Genomic DNA, 16,532 nt, shown 5'->3' with positions numbered 1-16,532 from the left:
CCCGTCGGGGAAGACCCTGAGACCTGGGGCCGCGTCTCCACCCAGGGGAGTACATCGCAGGTGGCGGCTCATCCTCGGGGAGGCCCGGCAATCGGTACGAGGGCATGACGCCCGGGAAGGGCCGCGCGCCTAGATTTGAGGTCAAGCGGCGGGTGCAGCACTCGTCCCCCGAGGTCAGACACCCGCCGCTGCCAACGACAACTGAGCACGGTCAGGAGAGGGACCATGGCCCACACGGCACCGCGGACGCTGCTCCGCGAGGAGGGACGCAAGGTGTACGCCGCCGCGTTCCGCCGCCGCCGTCAGGGCCGTCGCCACCCCGTGGTGGCGACGCTGATGGCCCTTCCCCTGGCGGTCCTGCTCCTCCTCGTCTTCGACGGGTGGGAGACAGTGGCCACACAGGCGTCGTCCGTGGGCGAGATGCTGGGGCGCTGAGCGGCGACCCCAGGCCCGGAAGAGCGGTCCGGGCGGGGACATCCACCCATGAAACCCCGTGGGGACGGGGGTGCGGCGGACGGCACAGATGCCGGCGCAGCTGGGGAGCTGCGCCGGCATTCTCTTGCCCCCGGCGGTCGAGCGGGGACACGTCTCGGCCTCGGCATCACCACCGGGCACTTCGAGCGGACCGTCTCGCACGGCACAGCGGGCTCCCGCATACCCTCGCCCCAGGCCGCACACCAGGGAGCCCAGTGAAGCCCACCCCCGACCTGCTCATTCCCGAGCTCACCGCCAAGGCGCGGGCCACCGCTCATGCCCGCTCACCGGCCTGCCCCTGCGGCGCGGCCACCCTCGCGGACCGCCCCGACGGCATCGTCGTACGGCACGCGGACACCGTCGCGAAGGCCCACCCCCCGGACAGCGACCCCACCGAGCTGACCGGCCGCCTCACCGTCGCCACCCGTCACCCCGGGATCCTGCTGCCCCCGCTGGACCCGGCCCCCGTCGACCTGCACGGCCGCCTCGTGACGTTCTGGCCGTACGGCACGCCGGTGGACCCGGACGATCCCGACGCCGCCCCCTGGGAAGCCGCCGCCACCCTTCTCGCCCACCTCCACCGCACCCCCGCCCCCGACGGCCTGCCCCGCATGCGCGGCCCCGTCAAGGCGGCCCGTGCCGTCGCCCGGCTCCGCGAGGCCGGCCCGCATCCCCGCCGCCGCCCCGGTCCTGCGTGCCTGGCACACCCTGCCGCCCTGGGCCCGGGCCGAGGCGCCCATGCCGGACACGGCCACCCTGTGCCACGGCGACCTCCACCTCGGCCAGCTCGTACGTCACCCCGCCCCCGCCGGCCCCTGGCTGCTGATCGACGTGGACGACCTCGGCGTCGGCGTCCCGGCCTGGGACCTCGCCCGCCCCGCGGCCTGGTACGCCTGCGGCCTGCTCCCGGCGGACGAATGGTCCCGCTTCCTCACCGCCTACCGGGAGGCAGGCGGCCCGGCCGTCCCCGCCGACGGCGACCCCTGGCCCGCGCTCGACACCCCGGCCCGCGCCCTCACCGTGCAGACCGCGGCCCGGGCCGTCGCCAAGGCGGTCGCGGCGGGCCGGCCCCTGGACGAGGTGGAGCAGACGGTCGTGGACGCCTGTGACCGAATGGCGACCGTCCCGCCGCAGTTGGCACAGGAGCACGCGAAGTAGGGTGCAACCGACCACAGCGGGACAGAGTCTGTCCTGGGGAGATACGAAGCAGGACCGACCGGCGAGGAGTTGAACGACCATGCAGTGTCCGAAGTGCCGTGCGCCGATGCACACCTACAACCGCAACGGTGTCCAGATCGAGCAGTGCAGCGGCTGCCGCGGGATCTTTCTCGACTACGGCGAGCTGGAGTCGCTGACCCGCCTGGAGGCCCAGTGGTCCCAGCTCGCCCCTCCGCCCCCGCCGGCCTATCCAGCCCCTCCGGCCCCCGCCTGGGGCGCCCCGCACGGCGGGCACGGTCACCACGGCCACCACGGTCACCACCGCCACAAGAGCTTCGGGCACATGCTGTTCTCGTCCTGACCCGACCGGACACGACAGAGCCCCCGGCCGATTCATACGGCCGGGGGCTCCGGTGTGATGTGGACGATACTGGGATTGAACCAGTGACCTCTTCCGTGTCAGGGAAGCGCTCTCCCGCTGAGCTAATCGTCCTCGGGGTCATGACCACTCAGTGAAGCGGATCATGGGCACTGCGTGCGCGATACTGGGATTGAACCAGTGACCTCTTCCGTGTCAGGGAAGCGCTCTCCCGCTGAGCTAATCGCGCGGGTCGGGATCTTCGAGGAGATCCAGTGGACGATACTGGGATTGAACCAGTGACCTCTTCCGTGTCAGGGAAGCGCTCTCCCGCTGAGCTAATCGTCCTTGGAGGTGGAGACGGGATTTGAACCCGTGTAGACGGCTTTGCAGGCCGTTGCCTCGCCTCTCGGCCACTCCACCAGGAGTTTAGGGGACCGGGAAGCCCCCTCTTCCTTCGAGCGGACGACGAGGCTCGAACTCGCGACCTCAACCTTGGCAAGGTTGCGCTCTACCAACTGAGCTACGTCCGCTTGTCGTTTCGGCCCGCTCTCGCGGCCCGGCGACGTGTTGAACTCTAGCGGATTCCGGGGCCAGTACAAAAACGCGTTTGTGCAGCGTGCTGCGCTTCACCTGCTCAGGGACGTCGCGGCGCCTCCTGACGGGACATCCCCCGGCCACCCGCAGGTCACCCGCCATAGACTCGATGCGTGCTCGACCTCCCTCCTCTGGCCCGCTTCGGCGACCGCGTCGCCACCGGGCTCCTCGACGTCACCGATGATCCCGAAGCCCTGGAATCCAGCGGTTTCTGGGCCGTCTGCGCCGACTTCGAGGGCCGTCTGACCTGCGCCCGCTTCCAGGACGTGCGGCAGGCGGGCGTGCCCGCTCCGATGCCCGGGGCCTGGCGCGGACCGGCGGCGGACGACTGGACGTCGTCGCTCGACCGCGCCGCGTACACGGCGGCGGTGCGGCGGATCCGCGAGCACATCGCGGCCGGCGAGGTCTACCAGGCGAACCTGTGCCGGGTGCTGTCCGCGCCCGTGGCACCGGGCGCCGACGTCGACGCCCTGACCGCGCTGCTGGCCCGCGGCAACCCGGCACCGTACGCAGGAACGATCCGCCTGCCCGGTCACGGCGTGGAGATCGCGACCGCGTCGCCCGAGCTGTTCCTGCGGCGCGACGGGCGGACCGTCGAGTCCGGGCCGATCAAGGGCACCGGCCGCACCGAGGCGGACCTGCTGGAGAAGGACTACGCCGAGAACGTGATGATCGTGGACCTCGTCCGCAACGACATCGGGCGGGTCTGCGCCACGGGCAGCGTGACCGTGCCCGACCTGTGCGCCGTCGAGAAGCACCCGGGGCTGGTCCACCTCGTGTCGACGGTCCGCGGTGAGCTGCGGGAGGGGGCCGGCTGGGCCGAGCTGCTCGGCGCGGCCTTCCCGCCCGGCTCGGTCACCGGCGCGCCCAAGTCCAGTGCGCTGCGGATCATCGACGCCCTGGAGACGGCGCCCCGGGGGCCGTACTGCGGGGGGATCGGCTGGGTCGACGCCGACCGGCGGACCGGAGAGCTCGCCGTCGGCATCCGTACCTTCTGGATCGACCGGGCCGCGGGCATGCTGCGCTTCGGCACCGGCGCCGGCATCACCTGGGGCTCCGATCCCGAGGGGGAGTGGCGGGAGACCGAGCTGAAGGCGGCCCGGCTGCTCGCGATAGCGTCGGGAACGTACGAGGTGAGTGGAGAGGACCTGACGTGAAGATCTGGCTCGACGGCGGGCTGCAGGACATCGAGTCCGCCCGCGTCTCCGTCTTCGACCACGGGCTGACCGTGGGCGACGGCATCTTCGAGACGGTGAAGGCCGTCGACGGCCGGGCGTTCGCGCTCACGCGCCACCTCGACCGGCTGACCCGGTCCGCGCGCGGCCTCGGGCTGCCCGACCCGGACCACGACGAGGTGCGCCGCGCCTGTGCCGCCGTCCTGGAGGCCAACCCGGTGCCGCTCGGCCGCCTCCGCATCACCTACACCGGCGGCCACGGCCCGCTCGGCTCCGACCGCGGCGAGCACGGCCCGACCCTCGTCGTCGCCCTCGGCGAGACGACCCGCCGCCCCGACTCCACCGCCGTGATCACGGTCCCCTGGACCCGCAACGAGCGCGGCGCCCTCACCGGCCTGAAGACCACCTCGTACGCCGAGAACGTCGTCGCCCTGGCCCGCGCCCGTGAACAGGGCGCCTCCGAGGCCCTGTTCGGCAACACGGTGGGGCAGCTCTGCGAGGGCACCGGCTCGAACGTCTTCGTCGTCCTCGACGGCGAACTCCACACACCGCCGCTCGCCTCGGGCTGCCTCGCGGGCATCACGCGCGCGCTCGCGATCGAATGGACCGGAGCCGAGGAGACCGACCTGCCGCTGGACGTGCTGGAACGGGCCGACGAGATCTTCCTGACCTCCACGCTGCGGGACGTACAGGCCGTGCACCGCGTCGACGACCGTGAGCTGCCCGGCGCGCCGGGCCCGGTGACGGCGAAGGCCATGCGGATCTTCGAGGAGCGGTCCGGGGACGACCTGGATCCCTGACGGCCCCCGCTTATTCGGCTGAACAGAGGCCTGGTTGCGGGTAGAACACCCGTGATGACCACGACCCTGCGGCCGACCGAGCCGCTTCAGCAGAACGCCGACGGGACGCGCTCGCGCCGCTTCCAGGTGTGCGTGAACAGCCGTCCCGTCGGGGCGATACACCTCGGCACCCATCCCGTGTTCGGCGACGCGGTGGCCCGGATCATGAAACTGCGCATCGAGGAGCCGGACCGCGGACGCGGCCGGGGCACGGTGGCCGCGCTCGCCGCGGAGGAGGTGGTCCGCGGGTGGGGGTGCCGCCGCATCGAGGCGCAGGTGCCCGCCGAGGCCGAGACGGCGTTCCGGCTCGCCACCGCGCTCGGTTACGTCGTGCGCAACCGCCTCATGGAGAAGCCGCTCGGCGACACCCCGCCGGACCTTCCGGAGGGCTGCCGCGCCCGGCCCATGACCGAGGCGGAGTTCGGCCCCTGGCTGGAGAAGAACAAGGAGGACTACGCGCGGAGCTGGATCGAGCGGGGTGTTCCGGAGGCCGAGGCCCGGGCCAAGTCCGAGCGGGACCACGCCACCCTGCTGCCCGAAGGCCTCGCCACCCCCGGCGCGCTCATCAGCGTCGTCGAACATCTGGGGACGCCGGTGGGCACGCTGTGGCTCGCGACGCGCGAGAACTCCGCCTTCGTCTTCGACGTCGAGGTCGACGCCGCCCACCGGGGGAGGGGGCACGGCCGCACCCTGATGCTGCTGGCCGAGGCCCAGGCGATCGCCGAGGGCCGCCGGACCATCGGCCTCAACGTCTTCGCCGGCAACACCCCGGCCGAACGGCTCTACGCGTCACTCGGCTACGAGAACAAGCAGTACGCCGTGTACAAGCCGCTGCTGTAACGGCCCGGGCCGGGGGAGAGGGGGCCGGGCGGCGGCGGTCAGCTCTCCTGTCCGGCCAGCAGCCGGTCCGCGATCTCCTCGATCCGCTCGCGCAGGCCCTCCTGGCTCTTGCCCCCGTCGAGCCGCTCACCGCCGATGACGTACGTCGGGGTGCCGGTCACGCCGATCGCCTTGCCCTCGGCCTGGTCGGCGTCCACGATCAGGATGTGCCGGCCGTCGATCAGCGCGGTGTCGAACTCCTCGGCGTCCAGGCCCAGTTCGCGGGCCACCTCGACCAGGAAGGGTTCCCCCTTACGGCCCAGCTCCTCGACCCGCCCCAGCACGGCCTCGACGTACGGCCATCCCTGTCCCTGCTCCCACGCCTCCTCGGCGGCCTGCGCGGCGGCGAAGGCGTGCTGGTGCTTCTCCAGCGGGAAGTGCCGCAGCCGCAGCTCCAGACGGTCGCCGTAGCGGGCGCGCAGCGCACGGAGATCGTCCAGAGCGGTGCGGCAGTCCGGGCACTGCAGCTCGCACCAGACCTCGAGGACGGCAACGGAGGGACGGTCGGGGGAGGAGTCGCTCATGCCGACAGTCTCCCAGCAGCTCGGGCCCGAACCCCAATCGGAGTCCTCACGGTCGACTGCCGCACGTCGTGCGGACACCCCCCAAGGGGTGGAGCCCGCACCGGCACCTGTGGACGAGAGGACCCGGAGATGTCCCTGATGTCGGGCCGGAGCATGGCCCGGCGGGGTACGGCGGGTGCAGGATGGAAGGGACGAAGTGCCCCTGCTCGACCGCGCACGCCTGGAGGACCGGATGATTGCCGAGACCGTCTGCTCAGCCGTGTCCGCGGCAGGCCTGGGCATCGCGGCCATCACGGCGTACCGCAAGCGTTTCCTCGCGGCGACCCGGATCGCGGCGTACTCACTCGTGCCGATCGGCCTGGTGATGACCGGTGTCGTCGAGTGGCTGGCCGACACCGCCTTCAGCCCTGTGGCCTGGGCCGGCTTCGGCGTGCTCGGCGTCGCCTGGGCGCTGTTCGCGACCACGCGTGTCGTGGAGCGCCGCCGCGGCGGCACCCGCAAGGAGCGCAGGGCGGCCCGCGCCGCGGATCGGCCCGAGGCGGTGGCCCCCGGGGCCTCGGCGCCCTCCCTGGGCCAGGGCTCCCGCCCGGCGGCCCGGCCCGCGGCGGCGCCCCGGGGAGAGGAAGACTTCAGCGACATCGAGGCCATCCTCAAGAAGCACGGCATATGACGTCCGCGCGCCGGCCCGAATCGTCACAGTGGGTCCGCGGGCGCGCGGAAGTGATCACAACCTGACCCGGACCTCACGGAATCGGCGCACTCCCGCACGGAACGAGGGCGCTGATCGCGCCCGGCACGGCGACTGCGCCATCATCGCCGCGAGATGCTGGACACGACGAAACAGAGCGACCCCGCCCCGCCGCAGGACAAGCCACGCCCCCCGCGGGACGAGCCACGTGGTTGCCTCTTCGCCCTTTCCCAGCCACCGCTGATGATCTTCCTGGCGGTGATCGGGTGTCTGCTGCTCATGGCCTCGTTGCACGATCTGCTGTTGCTGTGAGCCGTACCCGCGGTACCCGGCGCCACCCGCCGGGACCGCGTCGGCATCGAAGACCCGCTCCGGCGGCTCTCCTCAGCCCGCGGCTTCCTTCCGGCGCGCCCGGTACGCGGCCACGTGCAGGCGGTTCCCGCAGGTGCGGCTGTCGCAGTAGCGGCGCGAGCGGTTGCGGGACAGATCGACGAAGGCGCGGCGGCAGTCGGGCGCCTCGCAGCGCCGCAGTCGCTCCTGCTCTCCGGCGACCACGAAGAAGGCCAGCGCCATCCCGCAGTCGGCGGCCAGGTGGTCGGCCACGGAGGCACCGGGTGCGAAGTAGTGGACATGCCAGTCGTAGCCGTCGTGGTCCGTGAGCCGGGGCGTGGTGCCGGCGGCCGCGACCAGCTCGTTGATCAGGCCTGCGGCGGTCCGGGCGTCGGGGGCCGAGAAGACGGCGGCGAACCGGCCGCGGATCTTCCGGACCGCGGAGAGGTCGAATTCCGAGAGCACCCCGACATCGCTGATCTCGTGGTTCCGTACGAAGTCCGCGAGGGTCGCCACGTCCGGCAGCCCGTCCGCCGCCGTGTCGTCCTCCGGCGCGGTGTTCACCAGATCCACCACGGTGTCGAGGGCGCACCGGGTGTCGTGGGTGATCAGCACGATTCGCTCCCTGGCCTGGGGGTCGGGCGGGCGCCCGCGGATGCTGGCCGATGGTAACGGCTCCACAACCGCCGGAAGCCCCTCATGCCCGCACATGGCTTCGAATACAACGCCGCCGGGTCCACCGTGGTTCCCACCCCGCCCGCAGACGGCTACGCGGCACACGCGAACCGGCGCCGACCCGCGTGAGCCGCGGTGCCGGCGCCGGTGTATCCCGTATGCGGTTGTCCTGGCCCGAGCCGTCTCCCCGAGTCGACGGCGCCGGGCGGCTTTGTGGGGGCCTCGCCCTAGCTTTCCGCCAGGATGTGCGAGAGCTCCTGATCGAGATCGAAATGCCGGTGCTCCGTGCCGGGCGGCACGGCGGCGTCGGTCCGCTTCAGGAAGGACTCCAGGGCCCGTGCCGGGGCCTCGAGCAGGGCCTCGCCCTCCGGTGAGCTCAGGGCGATGCACACGACGCCCTGACCGTGACTGCGCGACGGCCAGACGCGGACGTCGCCGGTGCCCGTAGGGCGGTGAAGTCCCTCGGCGAGGAGGTCGCGGGCGAACACCCACTCGACGGTCTCCTCGGCTCCGGTGTGGAAGGTGGCGTGCACGGCGTAGGGGTCGGCCGTGTCGTACCGCAGGCCTGCGGGGACAGGCAGGGAGGACTCGCTCGACACAACGAGGCGCAGGTGCAGCTCGCAGCTGACCGTGGTGTTCATAAGCGCCAGGGCCTTTCGCTCAGTGTGCGCTCGGGGATTCGCACGTCGGCGAAATCGACATGCCACCTACGGTGCCGTTGTAAACCCCTCTGAGTGTTTTGCGTGCCTTTACGTAACTCTTCCGGCCGAGAGATCGTTCGGGGCGTGCGTCCATTCCGGTGACTGGTTTCGCTCGGGTAGTGTTTGGCCGTATGAATACGGGGAGTGACGAGCCGGGCGAGGTGGCCGTGGCATCGGACGAGACGGGGACGGAAGAGGTGCACGGCGAGCAGCACCGGGGGCTCGGTTCCCGGGCGCCGGAATTCATCAAAGCGCGCCGTGTGCTGCACCTGAGCTGGCAGGTCGGCGTCTTCATCATCGGGCTCGCGGTCGTCGTGGCGGGCATCATCATGCTGCCCCTGCCCGGGCCGGGCTGGGTCGTGATCTTCGGCGGCATGGCGATCTGGGCGACGGAGTTCGTGTGGGCGCAGCTGGTGCTCCGCTGGACCAAGCGGAAGGTCACGGAGGCGGCGCAGCGGGCCCTCGATCCCAAGGTGCGGCGCCGCAACATCATCCTGACGAGCATCGGGATGGTGATCGTGGCCGTACTGGTCGGTATCTACCTGTGGAAGTTCGGCATCGTCATGCCCTGGAAGATCAAGAACCAGTGAGCGGCGCGGGGGTGCCGCGACCGGCCCGGCGTCGGCCGGTGCTGGTCACAGGCACCCCCTGACATGGGGTAATGTTCTTCCTGCGTCCGGGCGATTAGCTCAGTGGGAGAGCGCTTCGTTCACACCGAAGAGGTCACTGGTTCGAACCCAGTATCGCCCACCCGGATCGGCGGCCCACCTGCGATTACGCAGGTGGGCCGCCGTCGTTGTGAGCGGCGGCGGCAGCGGCAGCAGCGGCAGTAGCGGCAGGGTGGGCGGCGGTCGGCTCCGGTTGGCATTGGCATTGGAATTGGCATTGGCTTCGGCGCCGGCGATGGCGACGGCACCATCGTGCGGGTGCGGGTGCGGGTGCGGGTGCGGGTGCGGGTGCGGGTGCGGGTGCGGGTGCGGGTGCGGGTGCGGGTGGAGGAGGGCGGCGCCTGGCCTGGTAGCGGTCCGTGTGTGGCGCGAGCCCGGCAGCCTGTCCGGTCTGTAGCGGCATGCCGACATCGACCCGCTCGTGCGCCGCCAAGCCCAGCCCCTCACCCCCCACCCACCGCCACTCCCCACCCACAGCCACCCCCACCCAACCGCCACATGGCCAGAACCCACCCCCACCCCCGGCGCTCCGGCCCGCCGTCCCACCGACGTCTTTCGGTCGCGCCCGAAACCCGCACAACCGGCCCCGCTTCGTCCGGCCCCTCGGCCGCCCGCGCCTCACCAGGGACGTCACCCTGTCCGGACCCCGAAGCCGTCGCCCCACCCCGCTCCGCTCCCGCCCCCTTCGGTAAGAAATTCTTGTCCGAATCATTGACGCACCCTCAGCCCCTCCGTAACTTGTGCCAGCAAGCGCTTACTTGAAACGATTCATGCGAGCGGGATGACGTGCGGGGAGGTCCAACCGTGGTGAACGGCAGGAATGTTGAGAGACGTACGATCCTGAAGGTGGCCGGGGCCACGGCAGCCACCCTGGGGATGGCCGCGACGACCGGCTGCGGCGGCGACGGAGGGGCGTCCGCGGACGGGACGGTGACGATCCGTTACGCGTGGTGGGGTGCGGAGGATCGCGCCGAGCGCATCAAGAAGACCATCGCGCTCTTCGAGAAGAAGTACCCGAAGATCAAGGTGAAAACGGACTTCCAGCCCTATCTCGACTTCTGGAAGAAGTTCAACACGCAGGCCTCCGGCGGAAATCCGCCGGACGTGTTCCAGAATGCCATCGGCTTCCTCCGCAAATACGACGCGAAGAACGTCCTGCTCGATCTCAGCGAGCAGGTCAAGGCCGGCCACCTCCGGATGGAGGGATTCCGGGCGGGCCTGGAGAAGTTCGGCGAGATCGACGGCAAGCTCCTCGGCGTTCCGGTCGGCTCCAACTCGATGGCGCTGGTCATCGACAAGCCCGTCTACACCCGGGCCGGCGTCAAGCCCGAGCAGGGCTGGACCTGGGACGACTTCGAAGCGGGCATGAAGAAGATCCGCGACAAGACGGGCCGCGCCGGTGACAGCGGCATGTACGGGACCATGTACCTGTACGACCTCTACCTGCGCCAGAACGGCAAGGCGTTCTTCACCGAGGACGGACTCGGCTTCACCGAGGCGGATCTGACGGACTGGTGGACCAAGGCCAAGAAGGGCGTCGAGGACGGCATCTACTCCGACCCCAAGAAGGTCGCCCAGATCAAGCCCAAGTCCGCGCTCGCCGCGGAGCTCTCCGGCGGCGAGTTCACCTGGGACAACTTCACCGTCCGCTACACCTCCGAGGGCAAGAGCGAGTACGGCCTGGCTCCCATCCCCACCACGGACGGCAAGAAGACCGGGCAGTACCTCGGCTCCCTCATGCTGAGCGCCTCCAAGCGCACCCAGCACCCCAAGGAGGTCGCCCAGTTCATCGACTTCATGGTGCACGACCCCGAGGTCGCCAAGATCATGGGCTACGACCGGGGCGTGCCCGCGACGCAGGCGCAGTACGACGCGTACAAGCCGACCGACGAGGTCAACAAGGCGATCGCCGCGTACGAGGAGTCGCTCGTCGAGGCGGGTGTGCTGGAGCCCATCACGCCGCACCCGAACGGCGCGGACATCTGCGAGTCCGCGTTCCTGCGCATCGCCGAGGAACTCGGCCTGGGCAAGAGGTCGGTGGACGACGCCGTCAAGCAGTTCTTCAACGAGTCGAAGACGGCTCTCGGCACCTGATGGGAACCACCGTGACACACGCCCCTGCGATGGAGGGCCTGTCCCAGGACTCCGAGCCGCGGCACGGTCCGGTGAAGCCCGTGCGCCCCGCCGCCCTCAAGCGGCGGCGGCGCCGGGAGAACCTGGCCGGCTATCTCTTCATGTCCCCCTGGATCGCCGGGTTCCTGCTGCTGACCGCGGGCCCGATGGTCGCCTCGCTCTACTTCGCGTTCACCGACTACAACCTGTTCGACGCGCCCAAGTGGATCGGCCTCGACAACTTCTCCGAGATGTTCGGCGATCCCCGCTGGCGCCACTCGGTGCAGGTGACGTTGTGGTACGTCGTCGTGGGTACGCCGCTGAAGCTGATCGCGGCGCTCGGAGTGGCGCTGCTCCTCGCCCAGAAGCGGCGCGGGCAGGCCTTCTACCGGGCCGCGTTCTACGCGCCGTCGCTGATCGGGGCGAGTGTGTCCGTCGCGATCGTGTGGAAGGCGATCTTCTCGGACGACGCGGTCGTCGACCGTACGCAGAAGCTGTTCGGGATCGACGTCGGCGGCTGGACCGGCGACCCGGACATGATCATCTACGCGCTGGTGGCGCTCACCGTCTGGCAGTTCGGTGCTCCCATGGTCATCTTCCTCGCCGGTCTCAAGCAGGTCCCGCGGGAGCTGTACGAGGCGGCAGAGGTCGACGGCGCCGGCAAGCTGCGGCGGTTCTGGAACATCACCCTGCCGATGATCTCGCCGGTCCTCTTCTTCAACGTCCTGCTGGAGACGATCCACTCCTTCCAGATCTTCAGCTCGGCGTACATCGTCGGCGGCGGCGCCGGAGGCAGCGCCTGCGGACCGGCCGACGGTTCGATGGTCTACACCTGCTACCTCTACGTCCAGGGCTTCGAGAACAGCCGGATGGGCCTGGCCTCCGCGATGGCCTGGCTGCTGCTGATCGCGGTCGCCCTGGTGACGGCGGTGCTGTTCTGGTCCCAGAAGCGCTGGGTGCACTACGAGGAGGGCGCCTCATGAGCGCATCAGCCGCCGATGTCAAACCCTCCGGGGCGTTCCGCCGCAAGCTCCCCGGGTCCGTCGCCTGGCACATCGGCTCCCTGCTGATCCTCGCGGTGATCCTCTACCCCGTGGTCTGGGTCATCGGCGCCTCGTTCAAGAAGAGCGAGGACATCATCGGCAGCCTGGACCTCTTCCCGGGCGACCCGATCACCTCGAACTACACGCGGCTCAGCGAGGGCATCGCGGACATCCCCATCTCCACCTTCTTCCTCAACTCCCTGTTCCTCGGGGTGGGTTCCGTGGTGGGGATCCTGGTGTCCTGCTCACTGACCGCGTACGCCTTCGCGAAGATCAGGTTCGCGGGCCGGAACCTGCTGTTCACGCTGATGATCGGCACGCTCCTGCTGCCGTACCACGTGCTGCTCATCCCGCAGTACGTGCTGTTCCGCAACATGGAGATGATCAACACCTACACCCCGCTGCTGCTGGGGAAGTACCTGGCCACCGAGGCGTTCTTCGTCTTCCTGATGGTGCAGTTCATGCGCAACCTGCCCAAGGAGCTCGACGAGGCCGCCCGGCTGGACGGCTGCGGGCACCTGCGCATCTACTGGTCGATCGTGCTGCCGCTGTGCCGTCCGGCCCTGATCACCAGCGCGATCTTCACGTTCATCAACGCGTGGAACGACTTCATGGGACCGCTGATCTATCTCAACGAGCCGGACAAGTACACGGTCTCGCTCGGGCTGAAGATGTTCGTGGACCAGGACGCCGTGGCCAACTACGGCGGCATGATCGCCATGTCGCTGGTCGCGCTGCTGCCGGTGCTGGCGTTCTTCCTGGCGTTCCAGCGCTATCTCATCGACGGCATGGCCACGTCGGGTCTGAAGGGCTGAGGCGGGCATGGCCGGGACACGGGTGAAGGCGCGCGGCGAGTCGGTGCCCGCCGAGGGGGCGCCCCCTGCTCGAACGGAGACCGGGGCCTGGGGACGATTCGCGGTGTTCGCCGAGTCGTTGCTGACCGGCGTGTGGATCGCGGTGGCCTCGCTGGGTGTCGTGACGTACCCGGCGGCCTTCGCCGCCGGGGCGCGGCATCTGCGGCGCAGCACCGCCCATGAGGGCGGTGGCCTGCGGGAGTTCGTCGCCGACTTCCGGACGGCCCTGCGCGGCGGCTGGATCGCCGGGCTCGCCGGGTGGGCGGCGGTGGCCGCCGTCTGGGTGGACGTGCAGGCGGCCCGGGCGGGGATCCCCGGCGGGCCGCTGGTCGGCGCCGTCGGGGTCGTCGCGCTGATCGGGCTGGTCGTGGCCGGGCTGCGCGCGGCGGCGGTGTGGGAGCCGGGCGCCCGCTGGCGGACGCTGCTCGCACAGGCCGGACGCCGCACGGTGCTCGACCCGGCCGGTTCCTTCCTGCTGATGGCCGGTCCGGCCGTGGTGGTCGTGTCCGCCTGGTTCGCCGCGCCGCTGGCGATCCCCGTCCTCGGGGCCGTCGCGGCGGCGGCCGTCGCCGTGGAGGAGCGGTACCGGCACCGCTGACGGCGGTGCCTCCCCTTTCACAGGTCGGTGCCCCCGGGCGCCGCACCTCTCTCTGTCATGCCCCTGACCAGCGTACGGATTCGCATCCCGCACGGACGAGGAAAGGCAGCAACCCCTATGTCTCCCATTCCCCGCAGATCCCTCCTGAAGGCGGCCGCCGTCGCCGGAGCCGCCGCCCAGTTCAGCTGGGCGCTGGGCGCGCAGGACGCCCAGGCCGCGCCCGCGGCCGCGCCCGCCGAGCCCGACCCGGTGACCCTGGACTGGCTGGAGGACGGCGGCCTCGGCGCGGCCCCCGGCTCCACCGTCGGCGTCCCCTGGCCCAAGGGCGCCTACCAGGACGACCAGACCTTCGCGCTCACGGACGCGGACGGCAAGGCCGTACCCGTGCAGTCCTGGCCGATCGCCTATTGGCCCGACGGCTCCCTCAAGTGGACCGCACACGCCGTCGCCTCGGGCAACGGCAAGCTCACCCTCGCGGCCGGCACGCCCGCCGCACCCGCGAAGAAGGTCACCGTCGACAAGAGCGGCGGCGCCGTCACCGTCTCGACCGGCGTCATCACCGCGAGGATCGGCAAGTCCGGCTCCACGATCGTCAAGTCGGTCACCCGGGGCTCGACGGAGATCGCCAAGAACGGCCGCCTGGTCCTGATCCGCCAGCCGGAGTTCGAGGACGGCGACCAGGGCACGGTCAAGACCGAACGCTTCGACGGCGTCATCTCCAAGGTCCAGGTCGAGCAGGAGGGCCCGGTCCGGGCCGTCGTCCGCATCGACGGCAAGCACCGCAAGGGCGACCGCGGCTGGCTGCCGTTCTCCATCCGCCTCTACTTCTTCGCGGGCGCCGACTCCTTCCGCATGGTGCACACCATCACCTACGACGGCACCCAGAAGCCGGGGAAGGCGTCCGGCGACTTCGTCCGCGGCCTCGGCGTCCGCTTCACCGTGCCGATGCGCGACGAGTCCTACGACCGCCACATCCGCATCGGCGGCGACGGCACCGGCCTGCTGCGCGAGGCCGTCAAGGGCATCACCGGACTGCGCCGCGACCCGGGCGCGGCCGTGCAGGCGGCCCAGTACGAGGGCAGGAAGCTGCCCGACCCGGCCACCTGGGACCAGCGCGTCACCACCCGCCTCAAGTACATCCCCGAGTGGGGCGACTACACCCTCTCCCAGCTCTCCGCCGACGGCTTCACCCTGCGCAAGCGCACCAAGAAGGGCTACGGCTGGATCGGCGCGGGCGGCGGCCGGCGCGCCTCCGGCTTCGGCTACGTCGGCGGCGTGAGCGGCGGGCTCTCCTTCGGCCTGCGCGACTTCTGGGAGAAGTTCCCCGCCCAGCTCGACATCCGGGGCGCCCACACCGACGAGGCCGAGGTCACCCTCTGGCTCTGGTCGCCCGAGGCGCAGCCGATGGACATGCGCTTCTACCACGACGGCATGGGCCAGGACACCTACCCGGAACAGATCGAAGGCCTCAACATCACCTACGAGGACTACGAGCCGGAGTTCGGCACCCCCTACGGCATTGCCCGCACCTCCGAGCTGCTGTTCTGGGCCAACGCCTCCACCCCGAGCGCCGAGACGCTCGCCGAGCAGGTCGAGGCCGTCCGGGTGCTCCCGCAGCTCGCCGCCCCGCCGAAACAGCTCATCGAGGCGGGCGTCTTCGGCAAGGGCCTGTTCGCCGAACCCGACCGGTCCACCCCGGCCAAGGCGAAGATCGAGGACCACCTCGACTTCCTCTTCACCTACTACAAGGACCAGGTGGAGATGCGCCGGTGGTACGGCTTCTGGGACTACGGCGACATCATGCACACCTACGACACCGTCCGGCACCAGTGGCGCTACGACGTCGGCGGCTACGCCTGGGACAACTCCGAGCTGTCGCCGGACCTCTGGCTCTGGTACGCGTACCTGCGCTCCGGCCGCGCCGACATCTTCCGCTTCGCCGAGGCCATGACCCGGCACACCGGCGAGGTCGACGTCTACCACCTCGGCAAGTGGGCGGGCCTCGGCACCCGGCACGGCGTGCAGCACTGGGCCGACAGCGCCAAGCAGCAGCGCATCGCCAACACCACGTACCGGCGCTACTACTACTTCCTCACGGCGGACGAACGCGTCGGCGACCTCATGCACGCCAACGTCGACTCCGACGAGACGTTCCTCGCCCTCGACCCGCTGCGCAAGATCCGCACCGAGCCGTACACGCCCGACCGGCACGCCCTGTCGATCGGCTTCGGCACGGACTGGTCCGGCCTGGTCTCGGCGTGGCTGACCGAGTGGGAGCGCAAGGGCCCCAAGTGGGAGAAGGCCAAGGCGCGTGTCCTGTCCACGATGGAGACCATCGCCGCCCAGCCCAACGGATTCGTGCAGGGCAGCGGCCTGTACGACCTGGACACCGGCAGGTTCGCCGTCGCCGCCCAGCCCAAGGTGGAGGTCTCGCACCTGTCGGCCGTCTTCGGCCTCAACGAACTGTGCGCCGAGCTCATCGACCTCGTCGACATGCCGAAGTTCAAGGAGGCGTACCTCGACTACTGCCGCTACTTCAACGCCACCAAGGCCGAGCAGGCGGCCCGCTACGGCAGCAACTTCGGCTCCCTGATCCTCTTCCAGGGCCACTCGCGCCTCGACGCGTACGCCGCCGTCCAGAGCGGCGACGAGAAGCTCGCCAAGCGCGCCTGGGACAAGTTCTACAACTCCGACGGCTACAAGGAGTCCGCGCCCTGGAAGACCGAGAAGCTCAGCGGCCCGCTCACGCTGGTGCCGGGCAGCGAGGCGCCCTGGGTGTCCACCAACGACACCTCGCTGTACGGCCTCGCCGCGATCGAGAACCTGGCCCTGCTCGGCGACAAAATGCCGTAGCAGGCG

General features: G+C 70.5%; 16 protein-coding genes, 6 tRNA genes and 1 pseudogene. 15 read left to right on the top strand and 8 right to left on the bottom strand.

Translation table 11 applies throughout. The annotated features are described in order from the left end of the window. The first annotated feature begins 225 nt into the window (after window positions 1-225). From C1703_RS06475 to C1703_RS06465, 3 genes and pseudogenes are all read left to right on the top strand, one after another. A complete protein-coding gene (locus tag C1703_RS06475) occupies window positions 226-435 on the top strand; it encodes a hypothetical protein (protein WP_114250980.1) in 210 nt (69 codons plus the stop codon). 254 nt (window positions 436-689) lie between these two features. Beyond that, window positions 690-1,632, top strand: a pseudogene (locus C1703_RS06470) (aminoglycoside phosphotransferase family protein). Between the two features lie 79 nt (window positions 1,633-1,711). Further along, window positions 1,712-1,993, top strand: coding sequence for a zf-TFIIB domain-containing protein (locus C1703_RS06465; protein ID WP_114250979.1), 282 nt, complete (start codon window positions 1,712-1,714; stop codon window positions 1,991-1,993). A 60-nt stretch (window positions 1,994-2,053) separates the two neighbouring features. On the opposite strand, the gene C1703_RS06460 is transcribed toward C1703_RS06465, so the two are convergent. The 5 genes from C1703_RS06460 to C1703_RS06440 all read right to left on the bottom strand — a co-directional run bounded on the left by C1703_RS06460 (window position 2,054) and on the right by C1703_RS06440 (window position 2,523). Further along, a tRNA-Val gene (locus C1703_RS06460) sits at window positions 2,054-2,125 on the bottom strand. A gap of 43 nt (window positions 2,126-2,168) precedes the next feature. Beyond that, window positions 2,169-2,240 (bottom strand) — tRNA-Val (locus tag C1703_RS06455). Window positions 2,241-2,266: 26 nt separating this feature from the next. Beyond that, a tRNA-Val gene (locus C1703_RS06450) sits at window positions 2,267-2,338 on the bottom strand. 1 nt (window position 2,339) lies between these two features. Continuing rightward, a tRNA-Cys gene (locus C1703_RS06445) sits at window positions 2,340-2,413 on the bottom strand. 37 nt (window positions 2,414-2,450) lie between these two features. Next, window positions 2,451-2,523 (bottom strand) — tRNA-Gly (locus C1703_RS06440). 177 nt (window positions 2,524-2,700) lie between these two features. On the opposite strand from C1703_RS06440, the gene C1703_RS06435 reads away from it, so the two are divergent. From C1703_RS06435 to C1703_RS06425, 3 genes are read left to right on the top strand one after another with little or no spacing between them, the layout of a single operon-like run. Further along, window positions 2,701-3,744 (top strand): chorismate-binding protein, encoded by a 1,044-nt coding sequence (locus C1703_RS06435; protein ID WP_114250978.1) that lies wholly within the window; start codon window positions 2,701-2,703, stop codon window positions 3,742-3,744. Continuing rightward, window positions 3,741-4,562 carry an aminodeoxychorismate lyase gene (locus C1703_RS06430; RefSeq protein WP_114250977.1) on the top strand — a complete coding sequence of 274 codons (822 nt, stop codon included), beginning with the start codon at window positions 3,741-3,743 and terminating at the stop codon, window positions 4,560-4,562. The genes C1703_RS06435 and C1703_RS06430 overlap by 4 nt, the downstream gene beginning before the upstream one ends. Window positions 4,563-4,616: 54 nt before the next feature. Then, a complete protein-coding gene (locus C1703_RS06425; RefSeq protein ID WP_114250976.1) occupies window positions 4,617-5,441 on the top strand; it encodes a GNAT family N-acetyltransferase in 825 nt (274 codons plus the stop codon). A 38-nt stretch (window positions 5,442-5,479) separates the two neighbouring features. Here the strand turns inward: C1703_RS06425 and C1703_RS06420 are convergent, their stop codons facing one another. Then, window positions 5,480-6,004 carry a DsbA family protein gene (locus C1703_RS06420; RefSeq protein WP_114250975.1) on the bottom strand — a complete coding sequence of 175 codons (525 nt, stop codon included), beginning with the start codon at window positions 6,002-6,004 and terminating at the stop codon, window positions 5,480-5,482. Between the two features lie 232 nt (window positions 6,005-6,236). On the opposite strand from C1703_RS06420, the gene C1703_RS06415 reads away from it, so the two are divergent. Beyond that, window positions 6,237-6,674 (top strand): hypothetical protein, encoded by a 438-nt coding sequence (locus C1703_RS06415; RefSeq protein ID WP_114257318.1) that lies wholly within the window; start codon window positions 6,237-6,239, stop codon window positions 6,672-6,674. A gap of 153 nt (window positions 6,675-6,827) precedes the next feature. Then, on the top strand, window positions 6,828-7,004 hold the full coding sequence (locus tag C1703_RS39200) for a hypothetical protein (RefSeq protein ID WP_198678102.1): 177 nt from the start codon (window positions 6,828-6,830) through the stop codon (window positions 7,002-7,004). A gap of 72 nt (window positions 7,005-7,076) precedes the next feature. Here C1703_RS39200 and C1703_RS06410 read toward each other — a convergent pair whose 3' ends face one another. Further along, window positions 7,077-7,637, bottom strand: a complete 561-nt coding sequence (locus C1703_RS06410) for a CGNR zinc finger domain-containing protein (protein ID WP_114250974.1) — start codon at window positions 7,635-7,637, stop codon at window positions 7,077-7,079. A 287-nt stretch (window positions 7,638-7,924) separates the two neighbouring features. Next, the gene (locus C1703_RS06405; RefSeq protein ID WP_004002642.1) at window positions 7,925-8,338 is read right to left on the bottom strand and encodes an SsgA family sporulation/cell division regulator; all 414 of its coding nucleotides are present in this window, start codon (window positions 8,336-8,338) and stop codon (window positions 7,925-7,927) included. Window positions 8,339-8,529: 191 nt separating this feature from the next. Between C1703_RS06405 and C1703_RS06400 the strand changes: the two genes are divergently transcribed. The 7 genes from C1703_RS06400 to C1703_RS06365 all read left to right on the top strand — a co-directional run bounded on the left by C1703_RS06400 (window position 8,530) and on the right by C1703_RS06365 (window position 16,526). After that, the gene (locus C1703_RS06400) at window positions 8,530-8,988 is read left to right on the top strand and encodes a TIGR02611 family protein (protein WP_114250973.1); all 459 of its coding nucleotides are present in this window, start codon (window positions 8,530-8,532) and stop codon (window positions 8,986-8,988) included. An 88-nt stretch (window positions 8,989-9,076) separates the two neighbouring features. After that, window positions 9,077-9,148: transfer RNA gene (locus tag C1703_RS06395), tRNA-Val, on the top strand. Between the two features lie 722 nt (window positions 9,149-9,870). Further along, the gene (locus tag C1703_RS06385; RefSeq protein ID WP_114250971.1) at window positions 9,871-11,160 is read left to right on the top strand and encodes an extracellular solute-binding protein; all 1,290 of its coding nucleotides are present in this window, start codon (window positions 9,871-9,873) and stop codon (window positions 11,158-11,160) included. Next, a complete protein-coding gene (locus C1703_RS06380; RefSeq protein WP_198678101.1) occupies window positions 11,160-12,161 on the top strand; it encodes a sugar ABC transporter permease in 1,002 nt (333 codons plus the stop codon). The genes C1703_RS06385 and C1703_RS06380 overlap by 1 nt, the downstream gene beginning before the upstream one ends. After that, complete coding sequence (locus C1703_RS06375) at window positions 12,158-13,036, top strand: carbohydrate ABC transporter permease (RefSeq protein WP_114250970.1); 879 nt, start codon at window positions 12,158-12,160, stop codon at window positions 13,034-13,036. Before C1703_RS06380 ends, C1703_RS06375 begins: the two co-directional genes overlap by 4 nt. 7 nt (window positions 13,037-13,043) lie before the next feature. Further along, window positions 13,044-13,673, top strand: a complete 630-nt coding sequence (locus C1703_RS06370) for a hypothetical protein (protein ID WP_114250969.1) — start codon at window positions 13,044-13,046, stop codon at window positions 13,671-13,673. Window positions 13,674-13,790: 117 nt separating this feature from the next. Then, on the top strand, window positions 13,791-16,526 hold the full coding sequence (locus tag C1703_RS06365) for a Tat pathway signal sequence domain protein (RefSeq protein WP_114250968.1): 2,736 nt from the start codon (window positions 13,791-13,793) through the stop codon (window positions 16,524-16,526). Window positions 16,527-16,532: the final 6 nt, after the last annotated feature.

Source organism: Streptomyces sp. Go-475 (assembly GCF_003330845.1).
In the GTDB taxonomy this organism is placed as follows: domain Bacteria; phylum Actinomycetota; class Actinomycetes; order Streptomycetales; family Streptomycetaceae; genus Streptomyces.
This window is presented reverse-complemented; position numbering and strand designations above follow the sequence as displayed.